This is a genomic window from Clostridium sp. CM028 (genome assembly GCF_030585565.1).
Classification (GTDB): domain Bacteria; phylum Bacillota; class Clostridia; order Clostridiales; family Clostridiaceae; genus Clostridium_AD; species Clostridium_AD estertheticum_B.
This window is the reverse complement of record NZ_CP077766.1, coordinates 1,292,907-1,316,096: the sequence shown is the minus strand read 5'-3', so window position 1 is coordinate 1,316,096 and position 23,190 is coordinate 1,292,907. Positions and strand designations below refer to the sequence as shown.

The window sequence follows — 23,190 nt, the reverse complement described above, 5'->3', positions numbered from 1 at the left end:
GCTTTATATGTCTACTATACTTTGATATAATGATCATATGTTCTACAAAAAATAAAGATTAGAAAAGTATGATGAATGACAATGTTTTTAAGGAGAAAAATGGGAGTTAGCTGATTTTTTTATAAGTGATTTGTAATTCTAACGCAGAAACTAAATTTATACTTTGAAAATATAAATTGCTGTTTAAAAGGCAGCTTGAGATAATCAATTTGTAAATAAAATATTTGTTTTTTAACTGTACGTAATAAGGAGATTTATATATGATTAAGTATGTTTGCAAAAGTTGTAATATAGATTGTGAAACAAGCGAATGTCCAATTTGTCATGGAAGGACTAATGCTGAGTCAAAAATTTATTGGTGCAATCATTGTAATGTGCCAATTTTTGATGAAAAATGTGATGAGTGTGGAGAAAATGCAGAAGTATTAACTACGGATTTAAGACCGGTTTTTCCAGAAGAAAGACTTCTTTTAGAGATTTTAATAGGAGAACCTTTAAAATATATAAATTCCTCAGTTTGGAATAGCACTGGGAATAGATATATTGTTGATGGTGAGAGGTTGAAGTTAACAATAACTGAATTAACAAAAAAAGACTCTAAAATTGTAATTGAACAATTAAATAAATACAAAAATCAAAATAACTATGATTATTTTAACAATAACATAGAAAAATTTATTAGAGCAAATAGAAGAAGATTTAATTTAAATGTATCAGAAGCTACTGAGTTTATTAATAAAGTGTCTGCTGGTTACGAATTAGACGAACTTTTTATATCTTTTAGTGGTGGGAAAGACTCAACAGTTACCCAGGATTTAGTAGTTAAGGCATTAAGTGAACCTAAGATAATTCATATTTTCGGTGATACAACATTAGAATTTCCTCTTACGTATGAGTATTTAAAAAGATTCAGAAAAAATAATGGATATACTCCAATGCTTACTGCTAAAAATAAAGAGAAGGATTTCTATAATTTATGTGATACACTTGGCCCGCCAAGTAGGGTAATGAGATGGTGCTGCACTATTTTTAAAACCGGGCCAATCACTAGAAAGATGAGTGCTACATTTAGAGATAAGAAAAAAATTATTACTTTTCATGGAATTAGGAGAAGTGAATCTAATAGTAGGAGTAAATATGATAGAGAATCAAATAGCCCTAAAATTACTAAACAGAAAGTTATGTCCCCAATTATAGATTGGTATGATTTTGATGTTTGGCTCTACATATTAGCAACAGGTGTTGATTTTAATGATGCTTACAGATTAGGGTATGCTAGAGTTGGGTGTTGGTGTTGCCCTAACAATAGCAATTGGGCTCAATATCTATCGAGCATATATATGCCTGAGCAATATGAAGAATGGAGAAACTTTCTAGTTGGATTTGCTAAGAAAATTGGAAAGCCTGATGCAGAAGTTTATATAGATGAAGGAAGTTGGAAAGCAAGGCAAGGAGGAAATGGCGTAGATTTCAGTAAAAATGCATTTATCGCATTTAAACCTTGTGCTATAGAAGATAATTCTTTTAATTATGAATTAAAACGAAGTATTTCCGAAGAGTTATATGAGTTATTTAAACCTTTTGGTAAAATTTCAAAAGAAATGGGTAATGAGAGGCTGGGGGAAGTTTTTGTTTTAGATAATGAAAACAATCCATTAATAAGATTGCAAGGACGAAAAGGAAGTAATATTTTGAAGGTTTCAATACTAAAACTGCCATTACTTAAAACTAAAAATATTAGGAATGCAAAATTAAAAATTGAATGTCAAATCACAAAATACCAGATGTGCATTGGTTGTCTTGGGTGTGAAAGTGTGTGTAAGCATAATGCTATAACAATTAAAAAATCTAATGGAAGCCCAAATGGTGGCTTATCATATACTATTGATGATATTAAGTGTGTTCGGTGTGGTGAATGTATTAATCATTTTGATGGTGGTTGTTATATGAGAAAAGTGTTGGCGATAAAAAGGGGAGAGTAAAATTGGAAGATGGTGTAGTTAAAATTAGATTAAAAGCGCATGAGAGCTTCTATATTAGAGAAGGATGGTTAAGAAAGGGAACAAAGAATGTTAATAATGATTGCAGAGTCTTTATAAACGAGGACGCAACAGATATTTTAGGTATAGGAGTTAGTATGGTTAAAGCTCTTAGATATTGGGTACAAGCTTGTGGGCTTACAGAAGAAGTAAAAGTTCAAGGTAATAAAAGAGAGCAGCATCTTACAAAAGAACTTGGTCAAATTATTTTCGAAAAAGATCCCTATTTTGAGGACATATTTTCTTTATGGATTGTTCATTATAATGTAGTTACAAATAGTTCAAATTGTACTTCTTGGTACTTGTTTTTTAATGAAATTAATTCAAATGAGTTTACAAAAGAAGAATTAAAAAATGAAATGATTTATGCGTTAAACAGATTTACAAATAATATAATGTTTTCTGAAAGCTCACTCTTTAGTGACTGTGACTGTATAATAACAACTTATGTTGATAATAAAAAAAGAAATAAGAACCCAGAAGACAATATTTCTTGCCCATTAAATGAACTGGGATTATTATCAAGAACCGTTTTAAGTCAAGGGAAAGAAGTTATTCAAAAAATAAAGCCTTCAATGGATAAATTAGATAAATTAGTAATACTTTATATAATTTTAGATAACTTAAAGGGTGCAGAAAGCATTAGTATAGAAAGAATTCTAACTGATAAATGTAATGCAGGCAAAGTTTTGAATTTGGATAGAAATTTGTTAAATGAATATTTAGATTTGTTGAAAAACACAGATTATATTACTATAAATAGAACTGCTGGATTAAATCAAGTATATCCAAAAAAATGGTCTAAACAAGACATAATAAAAGAGTATTATGAACAATTAATGGAATGAGGGACAGATGATGTTATATAAAGACTTTATAAATGCAGACGAGGGATTTCAATACTCTATTAACCTTCAATATGATTTAAACAAATATTCAAAGTTAACTGGGTATATCCCTACAAGTGCATCAGTCGAGATTTTAAGGAGCTATTTAACTAGCATTTACTATGATAGTAAGGATAGAGCGTCCATATTAGTGGGCCCTTATGGAAAAGGGAAATCACATTTGCTATTAATTCTTTTAGCCATTATTTCAATGGGAAATAATGGAGAGAAACAGAATACTATAGAATTTTTAAACAATAAAATTGGAAATATAGATAATGAAGTAAAAGAAATGATTTTTGAATTAAGAGATCAAAATAAAAAATTACTTCCAGTTATAATAAATAGTAATTATTATGATTTAAACCAAGCATTTTTAGTTGGTATTAAAGATGCACTAGAGCGTGAAGGCCTGAATCAATTACGACCTAAGACTTATTTTGAATCAATACTTGAGACAATTAAAATATGGGAAAAAGAATATTGCGAAACATATAAGATATTTAAAGAAAAGCTCAAAAAAAGTGGATTAAGCATAAAAGAATTCAATGATAAAATTAAAAATTATGATGACGAAGCTTATGAAATATTCAAGGGAATACACCCTGGAATTACCTCAGGTACAGAATTTAATCCATTAATTAATTCAAACGTAATTAACTTATATGAAGAAATAAATTCAAAGTTATGTGAATCAAAGAATTTTAAGGGCATATTTGTTGTTTTTGATGAATTTAGTAAATTTCTTGAAGCTAGTGTTACAAGAAATTCTACGAGGGATATTAAACTAATTCAGGATTTTGCTGAATTAGCTAATAGAAGTGGTAAAAACCAAATACATCTATCATGTATTACGCATAAAAGTGTAAATGATTATATATCAAATTTAAGTAAAGAGAGAATAAATGCTTGGCGAGGGGTAGAAGGTAGATTCAAAGAGATATATTTCACTTCGTCATCTCAGCAAAATTATGAGTTAATTGCTAATGCAATAATTAAAGATCCAACAAAGTTTGAAGAATTTAAAGCTACTAACAATGATAAAATCACCGCGGTTCTAAATGAATGTGAAAGTACAGCAATATTTGGTGATATAGATAATTATTCTAGCTTGATTGGCGATGGATGTTTTCCTTTGAATCCAATTAGTAGTTATGTACTCCCTAGAGTAAGTGAAAAAGTTGCACAGAATGAAAGAACTTTATTTACTTTTTTAGCTAAAGATGAAAAAGGAAGTTTAGTTAATTTCATAAACTCAAATAATGGGACTGCTGATTTTCTAACGGTAGATTTAATATATGATTATTTTGAAACATTATTTAAAAAAGAAGTCTTTAATGAAAGTGTTCATACAGTTTGGTCAAAGGCTAACAGTGCATTATTAAAAATTAACGATGAAATTCAACGGAAAATAATTAAAAGTATAGCTGTAATTGGTATAGTAAAGGAATTTGAACGACTTTCTCCAACTGACGTATATATAAGAGCATCATTAGGATTAACTAATGATAAATTTGAAGCAGCTATAATACAGCTTGTTAAAAAACAGATAATTTTAAAGAAAAATAGTAACGGAAATTACAGATTTTTACCTGGTAGCGAGCTAAATGTAATCAAGAAAATTACTGATAGAAAAAATCTTAATTCAAGTAGAATAAATGTAAAAGAGGTACTAGAGGGCATAGTTAATTTAGGATATGAATTACCAAAGAAATATAATGACGAGAAAGAAATGGTAAGATATTTTAAGAAAGATTTCATTACAGTAAATGAATTTTTAAATATTAGAACAATAAAGGATTTAACATTTGAAAGTAAATCTGATGGGATAATTCTTTATTTAATTCACTACTCTAAAGAAGAAAAAAAAATAGCCTTAGAAAAACTAATAGAGCTAAATGATAGTAGAATTTTATTATGTATTCTCAATAGTGATTTTTCAAAAGATGAAAAGATCAGAGAGCTATTATCAATTAAATCTCTGAAAAACGATGTGCAATTTAATGAAAATGAACTAGCGATACAAGAGTTGGAGATATTTGAGGACGATATAATAGAAGAGATTGAAAACTATATATATGTTAATTATGATGTTGAAAATGGACTTTCTGGATATTATGATTATCATGGCGAAAGCTTAGATATAAAAAAAAGGTATCAAATAAATAGAAAAATTTCTGATATTTGTTTTGAAGTATTTAGTAAGACACCAGTTATTAATAATGAACTTATTAACAAAAACAGAATTAATAGCCCTATATTAAAGGCTAGAAATAAAATCATACAATATATTTTTGATGAAATGGAAAAAGGGCATGACTTTATTACAGAAGGAAATGGACCAGAAACTACAATCTTTAGAATTGCAATAAAGAGAAAAGGTTTATTTGATGGAGAAGAAAGTAATGATGAAAAATTAGATGAAATTTTGGTGATGATTAAAAATTTCATATTAAGCAGTGAAGAAAAGAAAAGGAATTTTTCTGAATTATATAACATGTTTTATGATTCAGAGTATAAGTATGGGCTAAGAACTGGTTTAATTCCAATCTATGTTGCATTAAAAATGAAGGATTATTTGGACAAAATAGTAATTTATTTTGGAGAAAAAGAAGTTCCACTATCGATAGAAACCTTAAATAGAATTAATGATAATCCAGACAAATACTTTATTTTATTGGAAGAAGGTTCTAAGGATAATGAAGACTATATAACTAATCTTGATAACTTATTTAGTGAGTATAAATCAAAGAAAAATGTAGGGTATAACAGATACACTTCAATACTTGAAGCAATGCAAAATTGGGTATATAGCTTGCCTAAATATTCTAAGGAATGTAAAATAGCACCTTATAGTAATGATAAAAATATTGATGCCGATATTATTGATTTTAGGAAAGAATTGCTAAAATTTGATATTAACCCGAGGGAGTTAATATCAAATAAATTGCAAAATAAGATTTTTAAAATGAATGATTTACAAAAGTGCTTTAACAGAATAGTTGTTATTAAGAAGGAACTTGATAATTTCATTATGAATACTAAAAACTATCTAAAATGTGAAACAAAAGAAGTGTTTGAAAAAGGTTATAAAGGTGAATTTAGAACAACTCTAGAAAACTGGTACAAAGAATTAGATAAAGCTAACATCGAACATTTATATGATACTAATGCAAATAATGTATTGGGTCTAATCACGTCAATATCAAACCGAAATGATGATTTTATATTGGATAAATTAGCTAAAATTGTTACAGGTTTAAGTATTGAAGATTGGCAGGATCATACTGTAAAAAATTATTTGAATAATATACAGCAAATTAAAGATACTGTTACAAATTATAAAAAAGAAGTGAAAATAAAGAGTGTTCATTCTTATGATGTTAGTTTTTTTGTGAGTGACAAGAAAATGGTCAAAACCTTTGATAGTACTGATATATCAATAACGGGGAGAACCTTGTATAATAATATAGAAGAAGCGTTTGATGACTATGCAGAGTCAATTGATGTAAATGAAAAGAGAAATATATTGATGAAACTTTTAGAAAAATACATGTAGGGGTTACTCCTTGCATGTTGAAAGAAGTGATAATATGGAAAAAACAATTTATCTTGATAATGCAGCGACTACTTTTCCAAAACCAAATAAAGTGTATGAATATATGGATATGTACTATAGGGGATTTGGAGTTAATGCAGGAAGAAGTTCTTATAAACTAGCTAGAGAAGCGAGTAATCTGATTATTGAAACAAGAAATAAATTAGCTTCTCTAGTTAATTATGACCGAGTAGAAAAGGTTATTTTTACACCTTCTGCTACTATTGCATTAAATCAAATAATAAGTGGATTAGAATGGAATGAAAGTAAAACGGTTTATGTAACTCCTTTTGAACATAATGCTGTAATGCGTCCATTAGAATATATAAAAGAGAAATTTAATATTAAAATTGAAATAATGCCATTTGATTCAGTAACCTTCGAGGTAGACATAGTAGAACTTAATTTAATGTTTTCGAGAAATTTCCCTGATTTTATTTTTATGTCTCATATAAGCAATGTCACTGGTTTTATTTTGCCGGTTCAGGAGATAATTGAGGCTTCAGAGAAATATGATTCTATAATCATTTTAGACTGCTCACAGTCGATGGGATTAATACCCATTGATGTTAAGAAAATAAAGGCTGATTATTTTGTTTTTGCAGGGCATAAAACACTATATGGTCCATTTGGAATAGGCGGATTTATAGATAACAGTAGAGTGGAACTTTCAGAGGTCATTATTGGTGGAACAGGTTCAGATTCTTTGAATTTAAAAATGCCAGATGTATATCCAGGAAAGTATGAAGCTGCTAGTCCTAATATATTATCAATTGCAGGATTGCATTCAGCGCTAGAGTGGATTAATCATATTGGAATAGATAATATTAGGGAAAAAGAAGATAAACTGACTAAGGCATTAATAGAGGGTTTAAAAGGTATTGATGAAGTGAAAATGTATTTACCAGGAAATCTTAATAATCATGTTGGAATTGTCTCATTTACTATAGAAAATTATAAACCCGATGAATTAGGGCAGATATTTGATCAGGACTTTAATATTGCTGTCAGGACGGGGTATCACTGCGCCCCTATAATCCATAATTTTATAGAGACAGAGAATATAGGCGGAACTGTAAGGATTAGTTTGGGATACTTTAATACAGAAGCGGAAATTGATTGTTTGATAAAAGCTTTAAATGAAATATAAGTTGGAGGCGAAATATTTATATGGTTGACTTAGATAATATTACTGCAATTTATGCGCTTAAAGCGTCGTCAAAAAATTCAGTTGTTTCAGAATCTAATTTATCAAAAATTCAAAATGAATTGTATATTAAAACTAAATTAGATAAATTTTTAATTGAATATTCTATAAGTGCAATTAAAAAAAACAAGACTAGTCTGATTGTTTTATCAGGAAATGCTGGTGATGGAAAGTCAATGACACTTTTAAAGTTAAAGGAAAGTTTAATAAATACTTACAATATAGAAAATGAAAAAATAATAATAAATGCTGACGCTACTCAAACAGATACTCAACATGAAGATATAATAGAAAAATTAATGGATTTTTTCATTAGGTACGTTGAAGATTATAGTATTGAAAGTTCATATACTTATGTTATTGCAATGAATGTAGGTATTGCAATAAAATTTTTTAATTCACAACGATATATTGATTTATGTAATGATGATAATAAATACATTGTATTAAAGAAAGTAGTTTTAAATGAACTGAACATTGAGGTTATTGATGAAGAAATTAAACTAGCAAATAAAGAATTAATACGGAGTATCTTAGTAGTGAATTTTGACTTGAGATGTCTAGTAAAGCCAAATCTAAACAGCGATGGTAAAGTGAATCATTCATTTTTTAAAGAAATGATTCAGAAAGTATATGAATTAATTGATATTGATAAATGTAATAGTTGCAATAGTTGCAAATGTCCAATTTACTTCAATATAATGGCTTTAAGAGAAAAAAAAATTGTTGATAAAATTGAAAACATTTTATTTAAAGTATTTCTTCATAATAAAGTTCACTTAACACCAAGAAATGTATGGGATTTAATTTTTCATTTGATAACTGGTGGTGAAAATAAATATTTGGAAATATTTAAAAAACAGAAGAATATAAGTGGATTATGTAATAGTTTTAAAAATCTTGAAATAAAACATTTCAGTAAATTTTTATTTTATAATAATCTGTTTGATAGCAATTGTGAAAACTATATTTTGAAATTTATAAAAGAGTCATCTCAAGAATTTGATCCGATTTATATAAATAATATAGACTTAGAATTAATAAAAATTTTAATAATGTCAAATCCAAGAAATTTAATAGATACAATTGATGAAAAAATAAAATATAAAAACTTTATAATTAATTGTGAATTAAATAAATATGCACTTGAAAATATTTTTGATTCAACACAAAATTTATCAAATGAAGTAAATGCAATTGACTTACTTATGAATACATTCTGCAGACATTTTTATTTTTTCTATAAAGATGAAAATGGAAGTGAGGTACCAGACATACTTACAACAGATAAGTGCCAAGTATTTAATAATGATTATTTTTTTATGTTTATTAATAGCTTAGTTAAACAAAAAAAAGTTTTAATTAATAATTCTGATGAAAAATTTGATAAAGATGTATTAAAAATAATTAGAGATGTTTTATTAAATACTTTTGGTAAGAAAATATCTAATTATGAAATTATACAACTTGATACAATATCTACGAGGGGTAAAGGTAAATTGTTAGGTAATATTAAAATAGTGCCTGAATATAGTTTAGAAAAAACATTTGATGTTGTAAATATTGAAATACTTGAAGCTTTAGATTTTTTTCCGAATTATTTCAATGTTCGTATTAATAAGACTGCATGTTTGAAGGTATCTTTAGACATATTTCAGCTTCTTATATTAGCAAAGAGCGGATATAGTATTACTAGTATGGATTTAGATAGATTTAATCAATTATCATTATTAAGCAAGAAAATTGCACCACGATTAAAAGATGAAAGTGAGATATTTTATCAACTAAATAAAGATATTTATAAGGTTAATGAGGATTTAGGAACCATTGTATTTGAAAAGATTAGAGAAAATTAAAGTGGGGGAAAAAAATGGCGGAATGGAATGAATATATTAATGATTTTTATTATCCGGAAAATACTTCAGCTGACGCACCAGAAAAAATATTATATTTTTTTATTAGGAATGAACTATGTTCAAACTCAGTTGACATAGAATTTACAAAGGAATCCAATAAGACAAATTGGAATGAAATTTTTAAAAATATAGATTTTAAAACAAACAATAACGATGTACTCGATTCGTTTAAAGAATATTATTTGATTAAATTACAAGAAGGTCGAAAAGGAAAGGGGATATTACCTGTGCCATTCCATATTGATATTCCTTGTACTTTTAAAATAATGTCTGAGACAAAAGCTATGGATAATAGAGGATTTAGTAAAAAATTTTTGTTAGCTTTTTTTTCGAAGAACGAGGGTATAAATTATTCGTTAATACAGAAATTGTGGAATGTTCTTTCAGATTATAATGAATTAAATTATTATGAAATATTAATACTAAAAAGAATAAAAGAATTGGGATATAAAACAGTAAATTATAAATTAAAGTCTGAAGAAGCATTTAATGTGGATTTTAAAAGATATAATTTACATAAATTCAAATGTACACATCAGACGGCACAGTTTCAAATTGATTTAGATTATGTATTAGATTTACCGCTAGCTAGAGTAGAGAAAATAGGATGGGTTAATAATTTAATTTATTTCCATTTTTCAACATATATGATGAGGATTTTCTATGTCATCAATCTTGAAGAAAAAAAATTTAACACTAAAAAATCTGATTATTGCTCTAGGTGTAATGGGCTAAAAGAATGTCCATATAAGTCACAGATTATGGTGAAATCCTCACTTACAGGCAACAATCGAGAAGCAAATATTGTTAAGTCGCAATATAAAGAATTAGTAAATAATATTTTAATTAAAGGATATTATAGATTCATTGCATTAAATCAATTATTTAAAACCTTTAAAGAGATAACAAGCAAATATCCTGAAAGTATTTCTGAAGTATTGTTATTATATAATAGCAATCCTGAACAATTTTTAAGAGTATTAAAGAAAAGATTATCTACATTTGACAAGTTAAATGAGATTGAATTATTAAAAGAAAAAATAAATTCATTATCAATAGAGAACGGTGAAAATATTTTTAGTAGTGTTTTTGAAATTTATAAAAAGTACTATGAGAAGACGCAGGCTAAGAAATCTAGTTCAGCAGATAATGCAACAAAGCAAGTATATAATAAGCTTGCTGGCGACAAGATGGGATGCAATTATTTAAAAATAAATCGAAACGGTGTCAATAATTATTATTGCTTAAATTCTGATTTTTTGACTTTTATAGCGAATATAATTATTGGAAAAGGCAAACGACAGATGCCTTTGGAAGGGTTCTGGAAACAGATGGAAACAAGAGGCTTTTTTTGTTCATCTGTAAGAGAAAAGGAAATAATTGAAAAGCAACTTTCGTTATTAGGTCATTTAGAAAGAAAATCCGATGCAGGGGAAAGTCAATATGTAGAGCATACAATTTTTTAGTATAAGGGAGATGATTATGTGGAACTTGAATCGATAATTAAATATATAGCAAAGAAAATTACAGATAGATGTATTGATCTGTTATCTAAAACTAAAAATGAAGAATGTTTCTTACTTTTTACGAATATTTTAGAGACTCTTAATTATGAATATAATAAGGGATTAATTAATTCCAAAAATAATAAAATTGTAAATTATGATTTAGATCTAATACAAAATGATTTTTATGAGTCTATATTTAAGAGCATTTGGAAAATAAATGATGGAGATATAGTTAATATTGATGACGGCTTAAAGGCTATCATTTTTAGGTCAGATGGAATAGAGTATAAGATAATTCCTTATTTAGTTAGTGAAGTTAAGGATGATAGAATTAATGTTGGAAATAGAGGATACGCTGGTAAATTAAGAGATGATCAAAACATAAGAAAAAATCACACATGTATACTCATATTTGATAATAATCCAATAGATACAATAAGAACCGCAACAGACACGAATTCTTTAAATAACATTTTTAGTAAAGAAAACATAAAAAGGGATTTATCAAAAGAAGAAGTACCAAAGTGGTATTTAGATTTAGTAAAGCACTTCTTACAAGATAAAAACCTTCATTCTTTGAATGTGCTTGATAGGATAAACATGCTATTGAAAATAAAGGAAGATGAGTTTAAGAATTCAATGAACTTTTATATTTATAATTTTCGATTACCATTATTTTATGTTACTAGTGAAAAAGAATGTAATGTTGAATTAAATTATGAATTGTTTTGTAAAATAAACAATGAAAAATTAGAGCCATATACACAAAATTTTGAAAGAGAAACTATACAGAACATTAATTCAAGTTACTTGCCTGATGATGTATCTGAAGAAAAATTTGTTGATATTCTAAATAACGTTAATTTGTATGAATCAAATTTGTATGAATTAAAAAGCCTTAAATTTGATGCTATTTATGAAATATTTGAAAGCGAAATTAGTACAAAAATTAATGGGATTGAAGTCAAGCCTAATAATAAGGTCTTTTATGAAATGAGTATAAAGAGTAATAAAAAGAACAAAATGGATGCAATTTTATGTAAAAATGATTTAAAATACTTAGATATAAAACTTAAGGGACAAATTGCTTTAATCGATAATTTTTATGCACATTATTATTTTAATAATTTTGATCACAATATAATTGATGAGCCACTAATTAGTGGTGCAACTAGAATTAATTTACCTAGTATGGATAAATTTCAGACATTAAACTTAGTCATAAATCAAATGCCATCAATATTAACCAAGCCTCTTCTAACTTGTAGATTTATGCTTCAGGAAGCAAATAATGTAGTAGTCTGTCCAGAAATTGATGATCAATTTGAGTGGGATAAAGGTGAAAGTTATCCAACAGTTTTAGTTGATGATATATTTAATGTTAAAAGTATTATATGCGAATGTGTTAAGGGAAATGGAGAAACAGAGAGAATTAAATGTGATTTAGTTAGTGACGAGTCATTAGATGATGGGAGAATAAAATATGATGTTATATATGACAATAAGAAAGTTACAAGAATAATAGCTCAAAACATCGAAGAAAAAGTTGTTAATTATAAGCATTTATTACATTTTATTGTTGAAAACGGAGTTGATGTATTAAATGAAATAGAGTTAAATGATTTTGAATTTACTTCATTTAATTATAGAAATCATCTTTATAGCTATGAAATTGATCCTGATTTTCTTTATCTATTAGATTCTTATGATATAAAAAATTTGAATGAGTTATTTAAGATAATTATTAATAACAAAGATGAGCATTATTTTAAAATAACACATGAAATTGAGAAAGTTGATTTTGAAAATTGGATATCTTCTGACGCGGAAGAAGTACTTTTAAAAAGGAAAGAAATGATTAAATGCTTTATACAATTATATGAGAATTTTAATAATGAAAAATTAGTTTGTAGGATAGAAAGATTTAATGAAGTAGTAAGAGCATATTTGCATGAATTTATTAATAATTTAAATTTAGACTTAAATATTATAAAATTAGATATAATTGAAATAGGAGAAATAAGAGTATTTAGCCCTTTTGCACCAATTAATTTAGCTTTTTATCTTTTATGTTGGGATAATTATGTAGGTAAAAATAATATTGATAAAAAAGTTTCAAACTTATTTAATAAGCTAATAGATAATTCTGAAGCAATTAAATATGTTAGAGATGATAATTGCTGGTACATAGCAAAAAGTAGTCCTGCTTTTTTATGGACATATTATGTAAAAGAAGATGCTAGAGATTTTTATGGGAAAGACAGGTATTTAGATACAGTGTTTGGAAATAAAATAAAACAATTGTCCCAGATTTATAAGTATTTATTTATAGATAATAAAAAGACTGTTCACATAGGAGTAATAAATCCTGGTGATTGTAAATTTATAGTTAATGGAATGATTGATTATATAAAAAACAATTACAAAGATAATACTGATAGTATGCCAGACTTTCATATAACATTGATGTATATGAATGCAAAAGATTTATTTCTCTATAATGAATTAGAAAAACTTTATGAAAAAGAAAATAAGAGTTCAGAAGAAGAAGGATTATTATCAAAATTATCATATTCTAAAATGAATTATGATAATTTTAGTAATACGAATAAGAGTTTTTATCATCTCTTATTCGTCAAAGATATCTTTAAAGTATCAAATAATGATGATAGTATGAAAAATAAAGAGAGTGAATATGTTAATACTTATTTTTATAATGGATTTAATTCTAGCTTTTTAACAAAATCAGAATATGGCTCTAATTCTGTTACTTATAAAACATATAGTAATTATAAAACAATTGGACAATATGATAATATGAGTTTATATGAAGAATTATTAATAAACTCTAATGCATATTATACACAGAGTTTCGCTAATAATATTTCTAATTCTAAACATCCATTGAGAATGGTTAATGTGTTAACTAAAGATATACCTTTTAAATTATTTTCAAAGGCTTTCATGGTTATTTTCTTAGATCGAGAAATTAATATAGATATATTTAATAGAGAAAATATAAAGGAAATTGAAAGACCATTTTTAGTAGATTATTCGAATTATTCAGAAAAACCTAATGGCACAGATAATATAAAGTTCTTAACTATCACAAATCAAAAAGAACCATTTATGGAAATGTTCAGGAATACACTGAAATGCTATTTGGATAAAGGAATAAATACAAGTACACAAAGTTTAGAGGGCCTATTTAATGACTTAAATTTGTTAAATGGGTTTTGGGTATTGGATTTGTTAAAGGGAGCTAATAATGTTAATAAGACAAAAGGAATAATTGGAACTATTGCTGCTTTCAGACTGTTACAAAGAATTTTAAAAGAAGACAATGAAAATTGGCATTTAATAATTGGTATTGAACAGTTCATTGGTGTATCACCAGAATACTCCAATAAAATGAAAGATAGATTTAACGATGAAGGGGATAATCTATACTGTGACGATTTGGCAATTTTAACTTTACCCAAAAATGTTAAGTATGATAAATCAAAATTAAATATTCAATTACGATTAGTTGAAGTGAAAAACTCTAAAATACTAGATTATGTAAAAAAAGGATTCGGTCAATTGGAAGCTACAGAGAAAATGTTATCTAGAATATTTGTTGAAGTAGACGATAGGGTTAAAAATTTTAGAGCCAAGGAAATTGTAGACTGGCTGATTTATTATAGAAATAAATATTGTATATTTAGTGATAGTTACCTTGATATAAATTCTATGTGGAGCGATGAATTTTCTGAAAATTTAAAAGTAGTTATTGAAAAAATCAATCATGGAGATGTAAGCTTTAATATTGAAAAAGGAATTCTCTTGAATATTAATGCCCCAGATTTAACTGATGAAATTGAAAGTCATGCAATAAGAGAATATGTACCTGTAAATGAAGATACATTTATTAAATTAATTAATAATAGTGATTTTAATGTTGCTTCGTATAAAAAAGTTCTAGAATTGTTTAAGTTAAAAATTAAGAATGATAGATTAATCTCTCTTGTGGGCGAAGAAACTAGCAAAGATGATATTAAAAATTATACTACAGGATTTAAATATGAAAATTTAGTTGCTGATAAATTTGAAGGCATAAATGATGAGTTAATCATTTTTGAAAAAAATGAAAAATGTGTACAAACTATCGAAGTGGAAGTTGATAATGAAAATCAAGCACAAAAATATGAGGACTTAAATGAAGATAAAAATGGATTAAATAATGAGTTTAAAATATTTATAGGGCGCAGGTCAACGTCATCAGGTGAGTTGGTATTTTATGATCCTAAAAGAGAAGGTTCAAAGTTATCAAATATGAATATAATGATAACAGGTAGTTCAGGGAGAGGAAAAACTCAATTACTAAAATCAATGATAATTCAAGGTAGAAAAAAAAGAGCAAACTATTTAATTTTTGATTTTAAGAATGACTTTGGTGATGATGAATTTTTAAGTGGTGCAGATTTAGAGTATGTTGATTTAGAGTTTAAATCATTGCCTTACAATCCTTTAATACCCCCAAAAAAAAATAATATGGGTAAGAAGTTTATTAATATTCGAGCACATGTGTATGAAATTGCAGGTGTATTTAAAGATGTTTATAAATTAGGGGCGCAACAAGAAGTGGCATTAAAAGATGTCCTTAGAGAAATTTATGAAAAGCATGGAATTAGTGTGAATAGTAAAAATATTGAGTTTAACAATAAATTGCAATTTCCTATACTTGATGAAGTTGGTGAGTTGCTTAAAGAAAAAGATATAAAAGCTTATAATAGATTAGAACCAGTTTTTAATTATGGATTATTCTCTAATGAATCTAGGCAAATAGCTTTATCAGATATATTGAGTAAATCTTATGTTTTGAGTTTGAATTCTATAACAAATGATGAAATTAAAATGGCAATATCTAAATTAATAATTGTGAGTGCTCATCAGTATTTGAATACTTTAGAGCATAGTGAAAGAATAAAGAATGTTTTTGTATTTGATGAAGCTCATAGATTTTTAAAAGAACCTAGGCTTAATACTTTAATAAGAGAATGCAGAGCATATGGATTAGCAATTTGGTTATCATCTCAATACCCAAAAGATTATATTAAAGAAATAAGTGGAAACTTAGAAACAAAAATTGTACATGGAAATGATAATAGTGATGAGAATGTAAATGCCATTAGAGAAGTAACAGGATTTGATGGACCAACAGAAAAAATTATAAATTTAGGACTTTTTGACTCAATTGTTGTTAATGGACAATATAATAAAGCATTCGTTGAAACTTTATCTTATCCCCATGCTTTAATATTAATAGAAATTTTTAAAAATGGTTCAGTTGATTTTAATTCTATAATTGCGGGGGTTAGGGTTGAAATGCAAAATGAACTACTAATGCATCTAGAAAAAATGAAATTTACATCATTATCAATTAATAATAAGTATATACTAACTGAATCAGGTAAGTTAGTTGTAAAGTATTTCTTATAACAAGCTCAGTTCATTTGAAAATTAGTACATTGTTTTTATGAGCATGGGATAAACTAAAACTTCTGTTGTTTTAAATGAGAGGGAGTAGATTAGTAAGGCGGTAACTTTCACTTAACGCCTAAGGGGTATGGCTAGCAACCTTAAAAAGGTGGTAAAGCGACAACTTGGCGAAAGCTGTTACCGGCAAATTTTCGGCAACTATATTTACTGAATTTTTACCAGTAGTAAAAAGGTTGCTATTGACATTAAGCCTCTATGTGTATGAATATGATCCCTTAAGAACGCCTTATAAATAAGGCGTTGCAGTGGATAGACTATCATACCCATCCTCAATGTAAATAGTTCGCTACGCCAACCTTAGTTTTTGAACTGGAAGAAATTCACCCTTTTTACTTGCCAAATATACTCATTTGTGATTGGCGGTTACACTTAATCTTAAACTGAATAAAATAATATGAAATTATGACTTTATTTGATTGTCTGGGCTGAGCTGAAAATGTTGAGAAAAGATATGAATTTAAATATGAATTTGGTGCTTGTAAATGATATTATTTGAAAATGCATCTAAGTCAATTGCTAAGTTAGTATCTAAAGTAATAGCAAAAATTGTGAAAGTATCGGCAACTGTAAATGGTCCTACAAAAGGTTCTGTTAAAATAGTTTGCCATTATAAATATACAAATACTACATACGGAGCAACGATTGGTTTAAATGGTAATGCAATAATAACAGTTAAGATAAGCAGAGCTACTAAGAAATATACAGTGGCTATTAATCTATCTCTAACCTACAAAGGTAAGGTAGATGCTACCAAAAATTCATTTATACCCAGACAAGCAATCCTTTATATTTAAAATAATATTATAAAAGTGGACAACCATAAAAGTCTGAGGTTAGAGAAATCTAGCTTCAGGCTCTTTTTATTTTTTAACTATTATTTATAATTAACGACCTATATTATTCTGAAAACACCAAATTAGAGCATCTTCAGTAAGCCTTAGGCACATTAATGCATCTTCTTTGCTCGGTATCTCTTCGCCATGAGGTCCTAATGCAGACAGTAAACTATACATAGAAACAAACAGTCTATATCTATTGAATCCTTTTTTATGCTCAATCCAATAAGTGAAAATTCCCTTAATTGAAAATTTTGGAATGTTTGAACCAGTTACAGTTTCTTCTGTTGCATTTAAAATTCCTTTAGTATGATTATTATCAATAGCGTCTAACTTTTCAAAGAACTTCTCAAATAATGTTCTACAATTACCAATACAACCTTGATATTCAGTATTCCCATATGTAGAAATGGCTTCAGTATAGTACGTCATTAATTCACTATGCTTTTGGTTTATCATATTAACTAAATAAGAAACATCTTCCCGTCTTTCAAAAGCGCCTTCTGTATATGGAGACAAAGAGTATTGATACGAGTTACTATAATTACCATCTCTATCGGTAACTTCTAAGTTATATCCTAATACTGATAGATAATTTGTTGTACTATCAATATCAGCGTTATCAATTTCTCTTATCCTACTTAAGAATTCATTTAAGAACATACCTAGTGCCTTTTTATTACTTTTAATTTTATCGCATATCTCATTTATTGCAAATCCCGGGTTAAATGTAGTATTAGGATTTTTCCAACTTCCATTAAAAGAATGTGGTGTTAAATATTCATTATATTCTTCAACTAATAATGACAGGCCGGAGCATTCCAACAAACTCTTCCCATCACCATTTTCTAGGATTACTCTAGAGGAATATTTAGTCAATAACTTAGACATTTTAGCTAATACAATAGTTTCTTCTGAATCAATTAAATCAAACATTTCAAACCTCCTAATTTATCTAATAATAATATACATATATATATAATTATACAATAAAACGAAAAAACGCTCAATAGTGAATCTCCTGAGATCTTTTTTTGATTAGTAAAGCAATTTATAATATTAAAAGGAATTAAAGGAAGTTAGTAGAACTAGATACGTATATATAGTTCAAGTGGGAAACTTGTATGTCAACTTTTACATTAATTATGGTTTTAATTAGCAATCTCAGTCGCAAGCTCCTTCAAAAAATCCATCGGGGGATGTGAACAAATCATAAATATAATTTGTTTTATTAGTGGATCTGAAAGGCTATATGAGCTCAAATATGAGTTAAGTAGGTAGATACTATTTAAGATTTAGTTCTTAGATTACAGATAAAAATAACAATACTGCACCTAGGGGGAACCCAGTGCGGTATTGTTTTATTTTTTATAGAATGGAACGCACACTTATACAAATTAAGATCAATTGGTGGATTTTATTTTGGAATAAAGGGAATATAAAATTCATGTAGAATATCATAACATTCTATAAAGGCGTATTTAAATAAAATTCTACCATTATTAGCAAGGCGGTAACTTTCAGTTACAGCCTAAGGGGTCTGGACAGCAACCTAAAAAAAGGGGGCAAAGCTACAGCCAGCGAGGAAACTGCTGAAACATATATTTTGGCAGCTTTTTCGTCGTTAAAACATAATCCAATGACAGTTATAGAATATCAATCATAGTGTTTAAGTAAATAGTAAAAGGAATTTAAAAACATGGAATCCCTTAAAACATATCTAAATTAAAATAGTAGAATTATTTGCAAAGGCAATTGGTGCTAATAGGGATAATGAAAGATTTAACGACATTTCAGAAGGAAAGTCTCCTACTTTTAAAAATGGTAGTTACATGCTATAACAAAGAGAAAAATTCAGTGGAAGTCTACATTTCCTTCTGAAGTCGTTAATATTACAGCAACGCAGGTGATGATTAAGCTGATACCAGCTAGACCAGATTAGTCAGATGCAACAGATCTATTAGGATATAGAAATATTGAAAATAAGTTTATTCCAGGTATTATTATGGAGGCTGCCTATGAAGCCATGAAGAACATAGATAAACCTTATTTTCTATGTCATGATGAAATGAATTTAGCAAGAATGGAGTATTATTTCAGTGATATTCTCTCGTCTATGGAAACAAGAAATATAAAAATGATGGATGCATAGAGGATAATCAAATAAGAATTATGGAAAATATTTGCGTACGCAGTGAATATATATTGTGTAGTGAAAATATTATGTATATAATCAGGAGGTCCTTGAGAGATGGATTCACAACCTTCTGGCAATAGTCTGAGCTATTATTTATAGAAACAGATGAAGTTTATTTTTTTAAAAAGGAAATAAGGCCGCTGTTAGATGCGGTGAGTCAAAATCACTCACTATCATAATAGAAGGTAAAGAACGTGTAGATAATATCGATCGGTGCCTTTACTACAAGGAATATAGCAATTATGAAATAGTTATTGAACGAAAAAATAAAACTACCATAGAGTTTTATCATGAAAATGCTAATATAAGAAATAAAGTACCACCCACAGGTAGAGATGGTAATATCTTAAGTGGAATAATCAATTTCAGAGGAGATATAGGTTATTCAGATCTTTATGTAAAGGTAAATGGAAATACTCATATGAAAATAATTATAGAGGTATTATCTAGTAAAATTGATTATAAAGAAGCTTATGAAGCTATATTAAAAGGTGTTAATGACATTTTAGAAGGAAAGTATCCAACTTTTACAAGTGTGAGTAACATACTTTAACAAATATAAAACTTAAGTGATAGTTTAAATTTCCTTCTGAAGGCATTAATATTGCAGCACCGCAGGTGATGATTGATGTTACAAAAGGGACTGTGCATTAATAGTAATATATTTTCATTATCAATGAAGCAACTTAGTTTGCTATATGAGTATTGGTGTTCTATAAAGATAAACCCTTTACTTAGGAAGAGATATAAACTAATAAGTACAGACTTTATAGCAGTTAACAGAAAGAGCGGGAATATAAAAATCATTACTTTTACAAGAGTATAGAGGAAGTAAATACAGGTGGCATTCTATTTGTTCCATCAACTACTGGATTAATGGAAGAGTTTTTAGATAAGTTAATAAATGAATATTCTTACTCAACATTTGAAAGATCCCTTGAGTCCATGGGACGAGAGAATTATATAAAAGATGAATACTTTAAAGTCATTTCAGAAGGAAAGTCTCCCAATTTCATAAGTGGGAGTACCTACTATAAGTAGGAGTAACTTGCCCTAACAAATAGAAAACTAAGTGGGGGTATAAATCTCCTTCTGAAGTCGTCAATGCATCTTCTGTAAAGATGTTGCAGCACCGCAGGTGATGATTTAAGGATAGAACAGTTCTTGTGGGATCCTTAAGAAATAAAGGGCAACTTGAAATAAATTTAAAAGGGAAGTTTTATCACACCAAATGCAGCAACATAAATTTTGCAGAGTACAATATTAAGTTTGTAGCTTTAGCGAATTTGTAGGTGAAGTTGGCGTAACTTATTATGGCAAGGTAGTAGACATTAAAGTTGTGAAGAGAAATTCAATAAAGGAAATCCCAAGTGATTCCGATATAGATTATTATGTTTTTAAAATAGATACATGGAAGAAGCTTTAAAGAAAAATCGAAGTAAAGGGATACCAAGTGGGGAAAGGATATAAATACATACTATATGAAGTTAAATCTAGCATTTAAAGAATGCTAGATTTTTATTGTGCGCCCGGCATGGGCGCAATCTAATGGGTGAAAGTCCCTAGCACGGGTTAATAGTGCCAAGTGCATAGCTTAAGACAAGGGTGTCCATCGTGAGATGGAATCTGAAGGAAGTTGGCGGCCAAACTCCGGTCTGACGAACAGAAACTACATATAAGGCATATGCTTGTGGGTAAGTTTGCAATACAAAACGAAGCCCAAAACTATTCGAAACAAGTGGTGTAAATGTAGCAGATAGATGGAGTGAAAGATTGCGTTCTTACCCGGGGAGATCTGATAGGTAAGTTGTGGATATGAATTTAGAAATAACAACCCATACAGTGATGTATGGCTGAACTATCAGAAGTCAGCAGACGTCATAGTACCATGCAAAACGCGTTAGCGTGGGAAGGACTGAACAATAGGAGGTTTTGGAATTTTGAAGGATACGAGAAAATATGATAAAAGCAGACAACTTCATAAAGAAGGCTCTCTACGAGAGAATAGAGTGGAACTCGAAGGTAATGTAGAAGTGCATAGTATTTCCTCTATGTCAGAAGAAGGAAGAAACGATGTGAATGAATATGATAATGGTTTACTCGAGCAGATATTATCGAGAGATAATATGAATAAAGCATATAAAAGAGTAAAAGCCAATAAAGGAAGTCATGGGATTGATGGTTTGACAGTAGATGAACTTCTACATTATCTAAAAGAGCATGGACAAGAATTAAGGCAATCATTATTAGAAAGTAGATATAGACCTCTAGCCGTAAGAAGGGTAGAAATACCAAAACCTGACGGTGGAATTAGGCTACTTGGAATACCTACTGTATTAGATAGAGTTATTCAACAAGCGATATCACAAACTCTAATACCAGTATATGAAAAGAAATTTTCTGATAATAGTTACGGTTTTAGACCTTTAAGAAGTGGAAAACAAGCTGTTGAAAAATGTAGGGGATATATTAATGCTGGACATACATGGACGGTGAATATAGACCTTTCTAAATACTTTGATACGATAAATCATGATAAATTAATAAGGATACTATCGGAAGATATTAAAGATAGTAGAGTAATTTCTCTGATACGAAAGTATCTACAAAGTGGAGTGATGATAAATGGGGTATTTATGAATACAGAAGAAGGAGCACCTCAAGGCGGGCCTTTGTCCCCATTATTAAGTAACGTAATGTTACATGAACTCGATGTAGAACTAACAAAACGAGGACTAAACTTTTGTAGATATGCTGATGATGCGAATATATACGTCAAAAGTGAGAAATCAGCAAATAGAGTAATGAAGAGTATTACGAGATTTATTGAGGAAAAGTTAAAGCTTAGAGTGAATAAAGAAAAGAGTACAGTAGATAGACCTTGGAAACTTAAATTTTTAGGATTTTCATTTTACCGAGCAAAAGGTGAATACAGAATGAGAGTTCCTCAAAAACCTATAATCAAATTCAAAGCAAAGCTAAAAGAATTAACTTCAAGAAGTAATGCGATGAGCATGAAATATAGGTTTATGAAACTTAAGCAAGTGATAGTTGGATGGATAAATTATTTTGCTATTGCAGACATTAAAAGTATTCTTAAAACACTTGATGAATGGTTAAGGCGAAGAATTAGAATGTGTTTTTGGAAACAATGGAAAAAGATTAAAACAAAATATGGGAACCTTGTTAAATTAGGAATACCAAACAATAAAGCTTTGCAATATGCAAATACAAGGAAAGGCTATTGGAGAACATCCAATAGCCCTATATTAAACAAAACATTGACCAATAAATACCTTAAAAATATAGGATTAGTTTCTATATCTGAGACATATTTATTAAAACATTAATTTCTATTGAACCGCCGTGTACCGAACGGTATGCACGGTGGTGTGAGAGGTCGCTAAATAAATTAATTATTTAGCTCCTACTCGATTTGATAATATTTTAGTATGTAAAAA

Annotated in this window: 13 protein-coding genes; 12 read left to right on the top strand and 1 reads right to left on the bottom strand. The window is 28.2% G+C overall.

What is annotated here, in order from left to right; all coding sequences use genetic code 11:
• Window positions 1-260 precede the first annotated feature (260 nt).
• The 8 genes from KTC94_RS06270 to KTC94_RS06235 all read left to right on the top strand — a co-directional run bounded on the left by KTC94_RS06270 (window position 261) and on the right by KTC94_RS06235 (window position 17,490).
• On the top strand, window positions 261-1,982 hold the full coding sequence (locus KTC94_RS06270; RefSeq protein WP_220320415.1) for a phosphoadenosine phosphosulfate reductase family protein: 1,722 nt from the start codon (window positions 261-263) through the stop codon (window positions 1,980-1,982).
• Between the two features lie 2 nt (window positions 1,983-1,984).
• Window positions 1,985-2,887 (top strand): DUF4007 family protein, encoded by a 903-nt coding sequence (locus KTC94_RS06265; protein WP_220320416.1) that lies wholly within the window; start codon window positions 1,985-1,987, stop codon window positions 2,885-2,887.
• A gap of 10 nt (window positions 2,888-2,897) precedes the next feature.
• Window positions 2,898-6,485, top strand: coding sequence for a hypothetical protein (locus tag KTC94_RS06260; protein ID WP_304518706.1), 3,588 nt, complete (start codon window positions 2,898-2,900; stop codon window positions 6,483-6,485).
• A 34-nt stretch (window positions 6,486-6,519) separates the two neighbouring features.
• Window positions 6,520-7,674 carry an aminotransferase class V-fold PLP-dependent enzyme gene (locus KTC94_RS06255; protein WP_220320418.1) on the top strand — a complete coding sequence of 385 codons (1,155 nt, stop codon included), beginning with the start codon at window positions 6,520-6,522 and terminating at the stop codon, window positions 7,672-7,674.
• A 20-nt stretch (window positions 7,675-7,694) separates the two neighbouring features.
• Window positions 7,695-9,587 carry a hypothetical protein gene (locus KTC94_RS06250; protein WP_220320419.1) on the top strand — a complete coding sequence of 631 codons (1,893 nt, stop codon included), beginning with the start codon at window positions 7,695-7,697 and terminating at the stop codon, window positions 9,585-9,587.
• A 14-nt stretch (window positions 9,588-9,601) separates the two neighbouring features.
• Window positions 9,602-11,113, top strand: a complete 1,512-nt coding sequence (locus KTC94_RS06245) for a hypothetical protein (RefSeq protein WP_220320420.1) — start codon at window positions 9,602-9,604, stop codon at window positions 11,111-11,113.
• Window positions 11,114-11,131: 18 nt separating this feature from the next.
• The gene (locus KTC94_RS06240) at window positions 11,132-16,636 is read left to right on the top strand and encodes an ATP-binding protein (protein WP_220320421.1); all 5,505 of its coding nucleotides are present in this window, start codon (window positions 11,132-11,134) and stop codon (window positions 16,634-16,636) included.
• A 542-nt stretch (window positions 16,637-17,178) separates the two neighbouring features.
• On the top strand, window positions 17,179-17,490 hold the full coding sequence (locus tag KTC94_RS06235) for a hypothetical protein (protein ID WP_220320422.1): 312 nt from the start codon (window positions 17,179-17,181) through the stop codon (window positions 17,488-17,490).
• 90 nt (window positions 17,491-17,580) lie between these two features.
• Here the strand turns inward: KTC94_RS06235 and KTC94_RS06230 are convergent, their stop codons facing one another.
• Window positions 17,581-18,468: a hypothetical protein gene (locus KTC94_RS06230; RefSeq protein WP_220320423.1), complete on the bottom strand. Its 888-nt coding sequence runs from the start codon at window positions 18,466-18,468 to the stop codon at window positions 17,581-17,583.
• A gap of 1,090 nt (window positions 18,469-19,558) precedes the next feature.
• Here KTC94_RS06230 and KTC94_RS06225 point away from each other — a divergent pair.
• The 4 genes from KTC94_RS06225 to ltrA all read left to right on the top strand — a co-directional run bounded on the left by KTC94_RS06225 (window position 19,559) and on the right by ltrA (window position 23,079).
• Window positions 19,559-19,684, top strand: a complete 126-nt coding sequence (locus KTC94_RS06225) for a hypothetical protein (protein WP_258876455.1) — start codon at window positions 19,559-19,561, stop codon at window positions 19,682-19,684.
• 217 nt (window positions 19,685-19,901) lie between these two features.
• Window positions 19,902-20,282: a DUF2357 domain-containing protein gene (locus tag KTC94_RS17745; RefSeq protein ID WP_220320427.1), complete on the top strand. Its 381-nt coding sequence runs from the start codon at window positions 19,902-19,904 to the stop codon at window positions 20,280-20,282.
• A 75-nt stretch (window positions 20,283-20,357) separates the two neighbouring features.
• Window positions 20,358-20,555 (top strand): nuclease domain-containing protein, encoded by a 198-nt coding sequence (locus tag KTC94_RS17740; RefSeq protein WP_369811886.1) that lies wholly within the window; start codon window positions 20,358-20,360, stop codon window positions 20,553-20,555.
• A 1,114-nt stretch (window positions 20,556-21,669) separates the two neighbouring features.
• Window positions 21,670-23,079, top strand: a complete 1,410-nt coding sequence (gene ltrA / locus KTC94_RS06215; RefSeq protein WP_258280593.1) for a group II intron reverse transcriptase/maturase — start codon at window positions 21,670-21,672, stop codon at window positions 23,077-23,079.
• Window positions 23,080-23,190 lie beyond the last annotated feature (111 nt).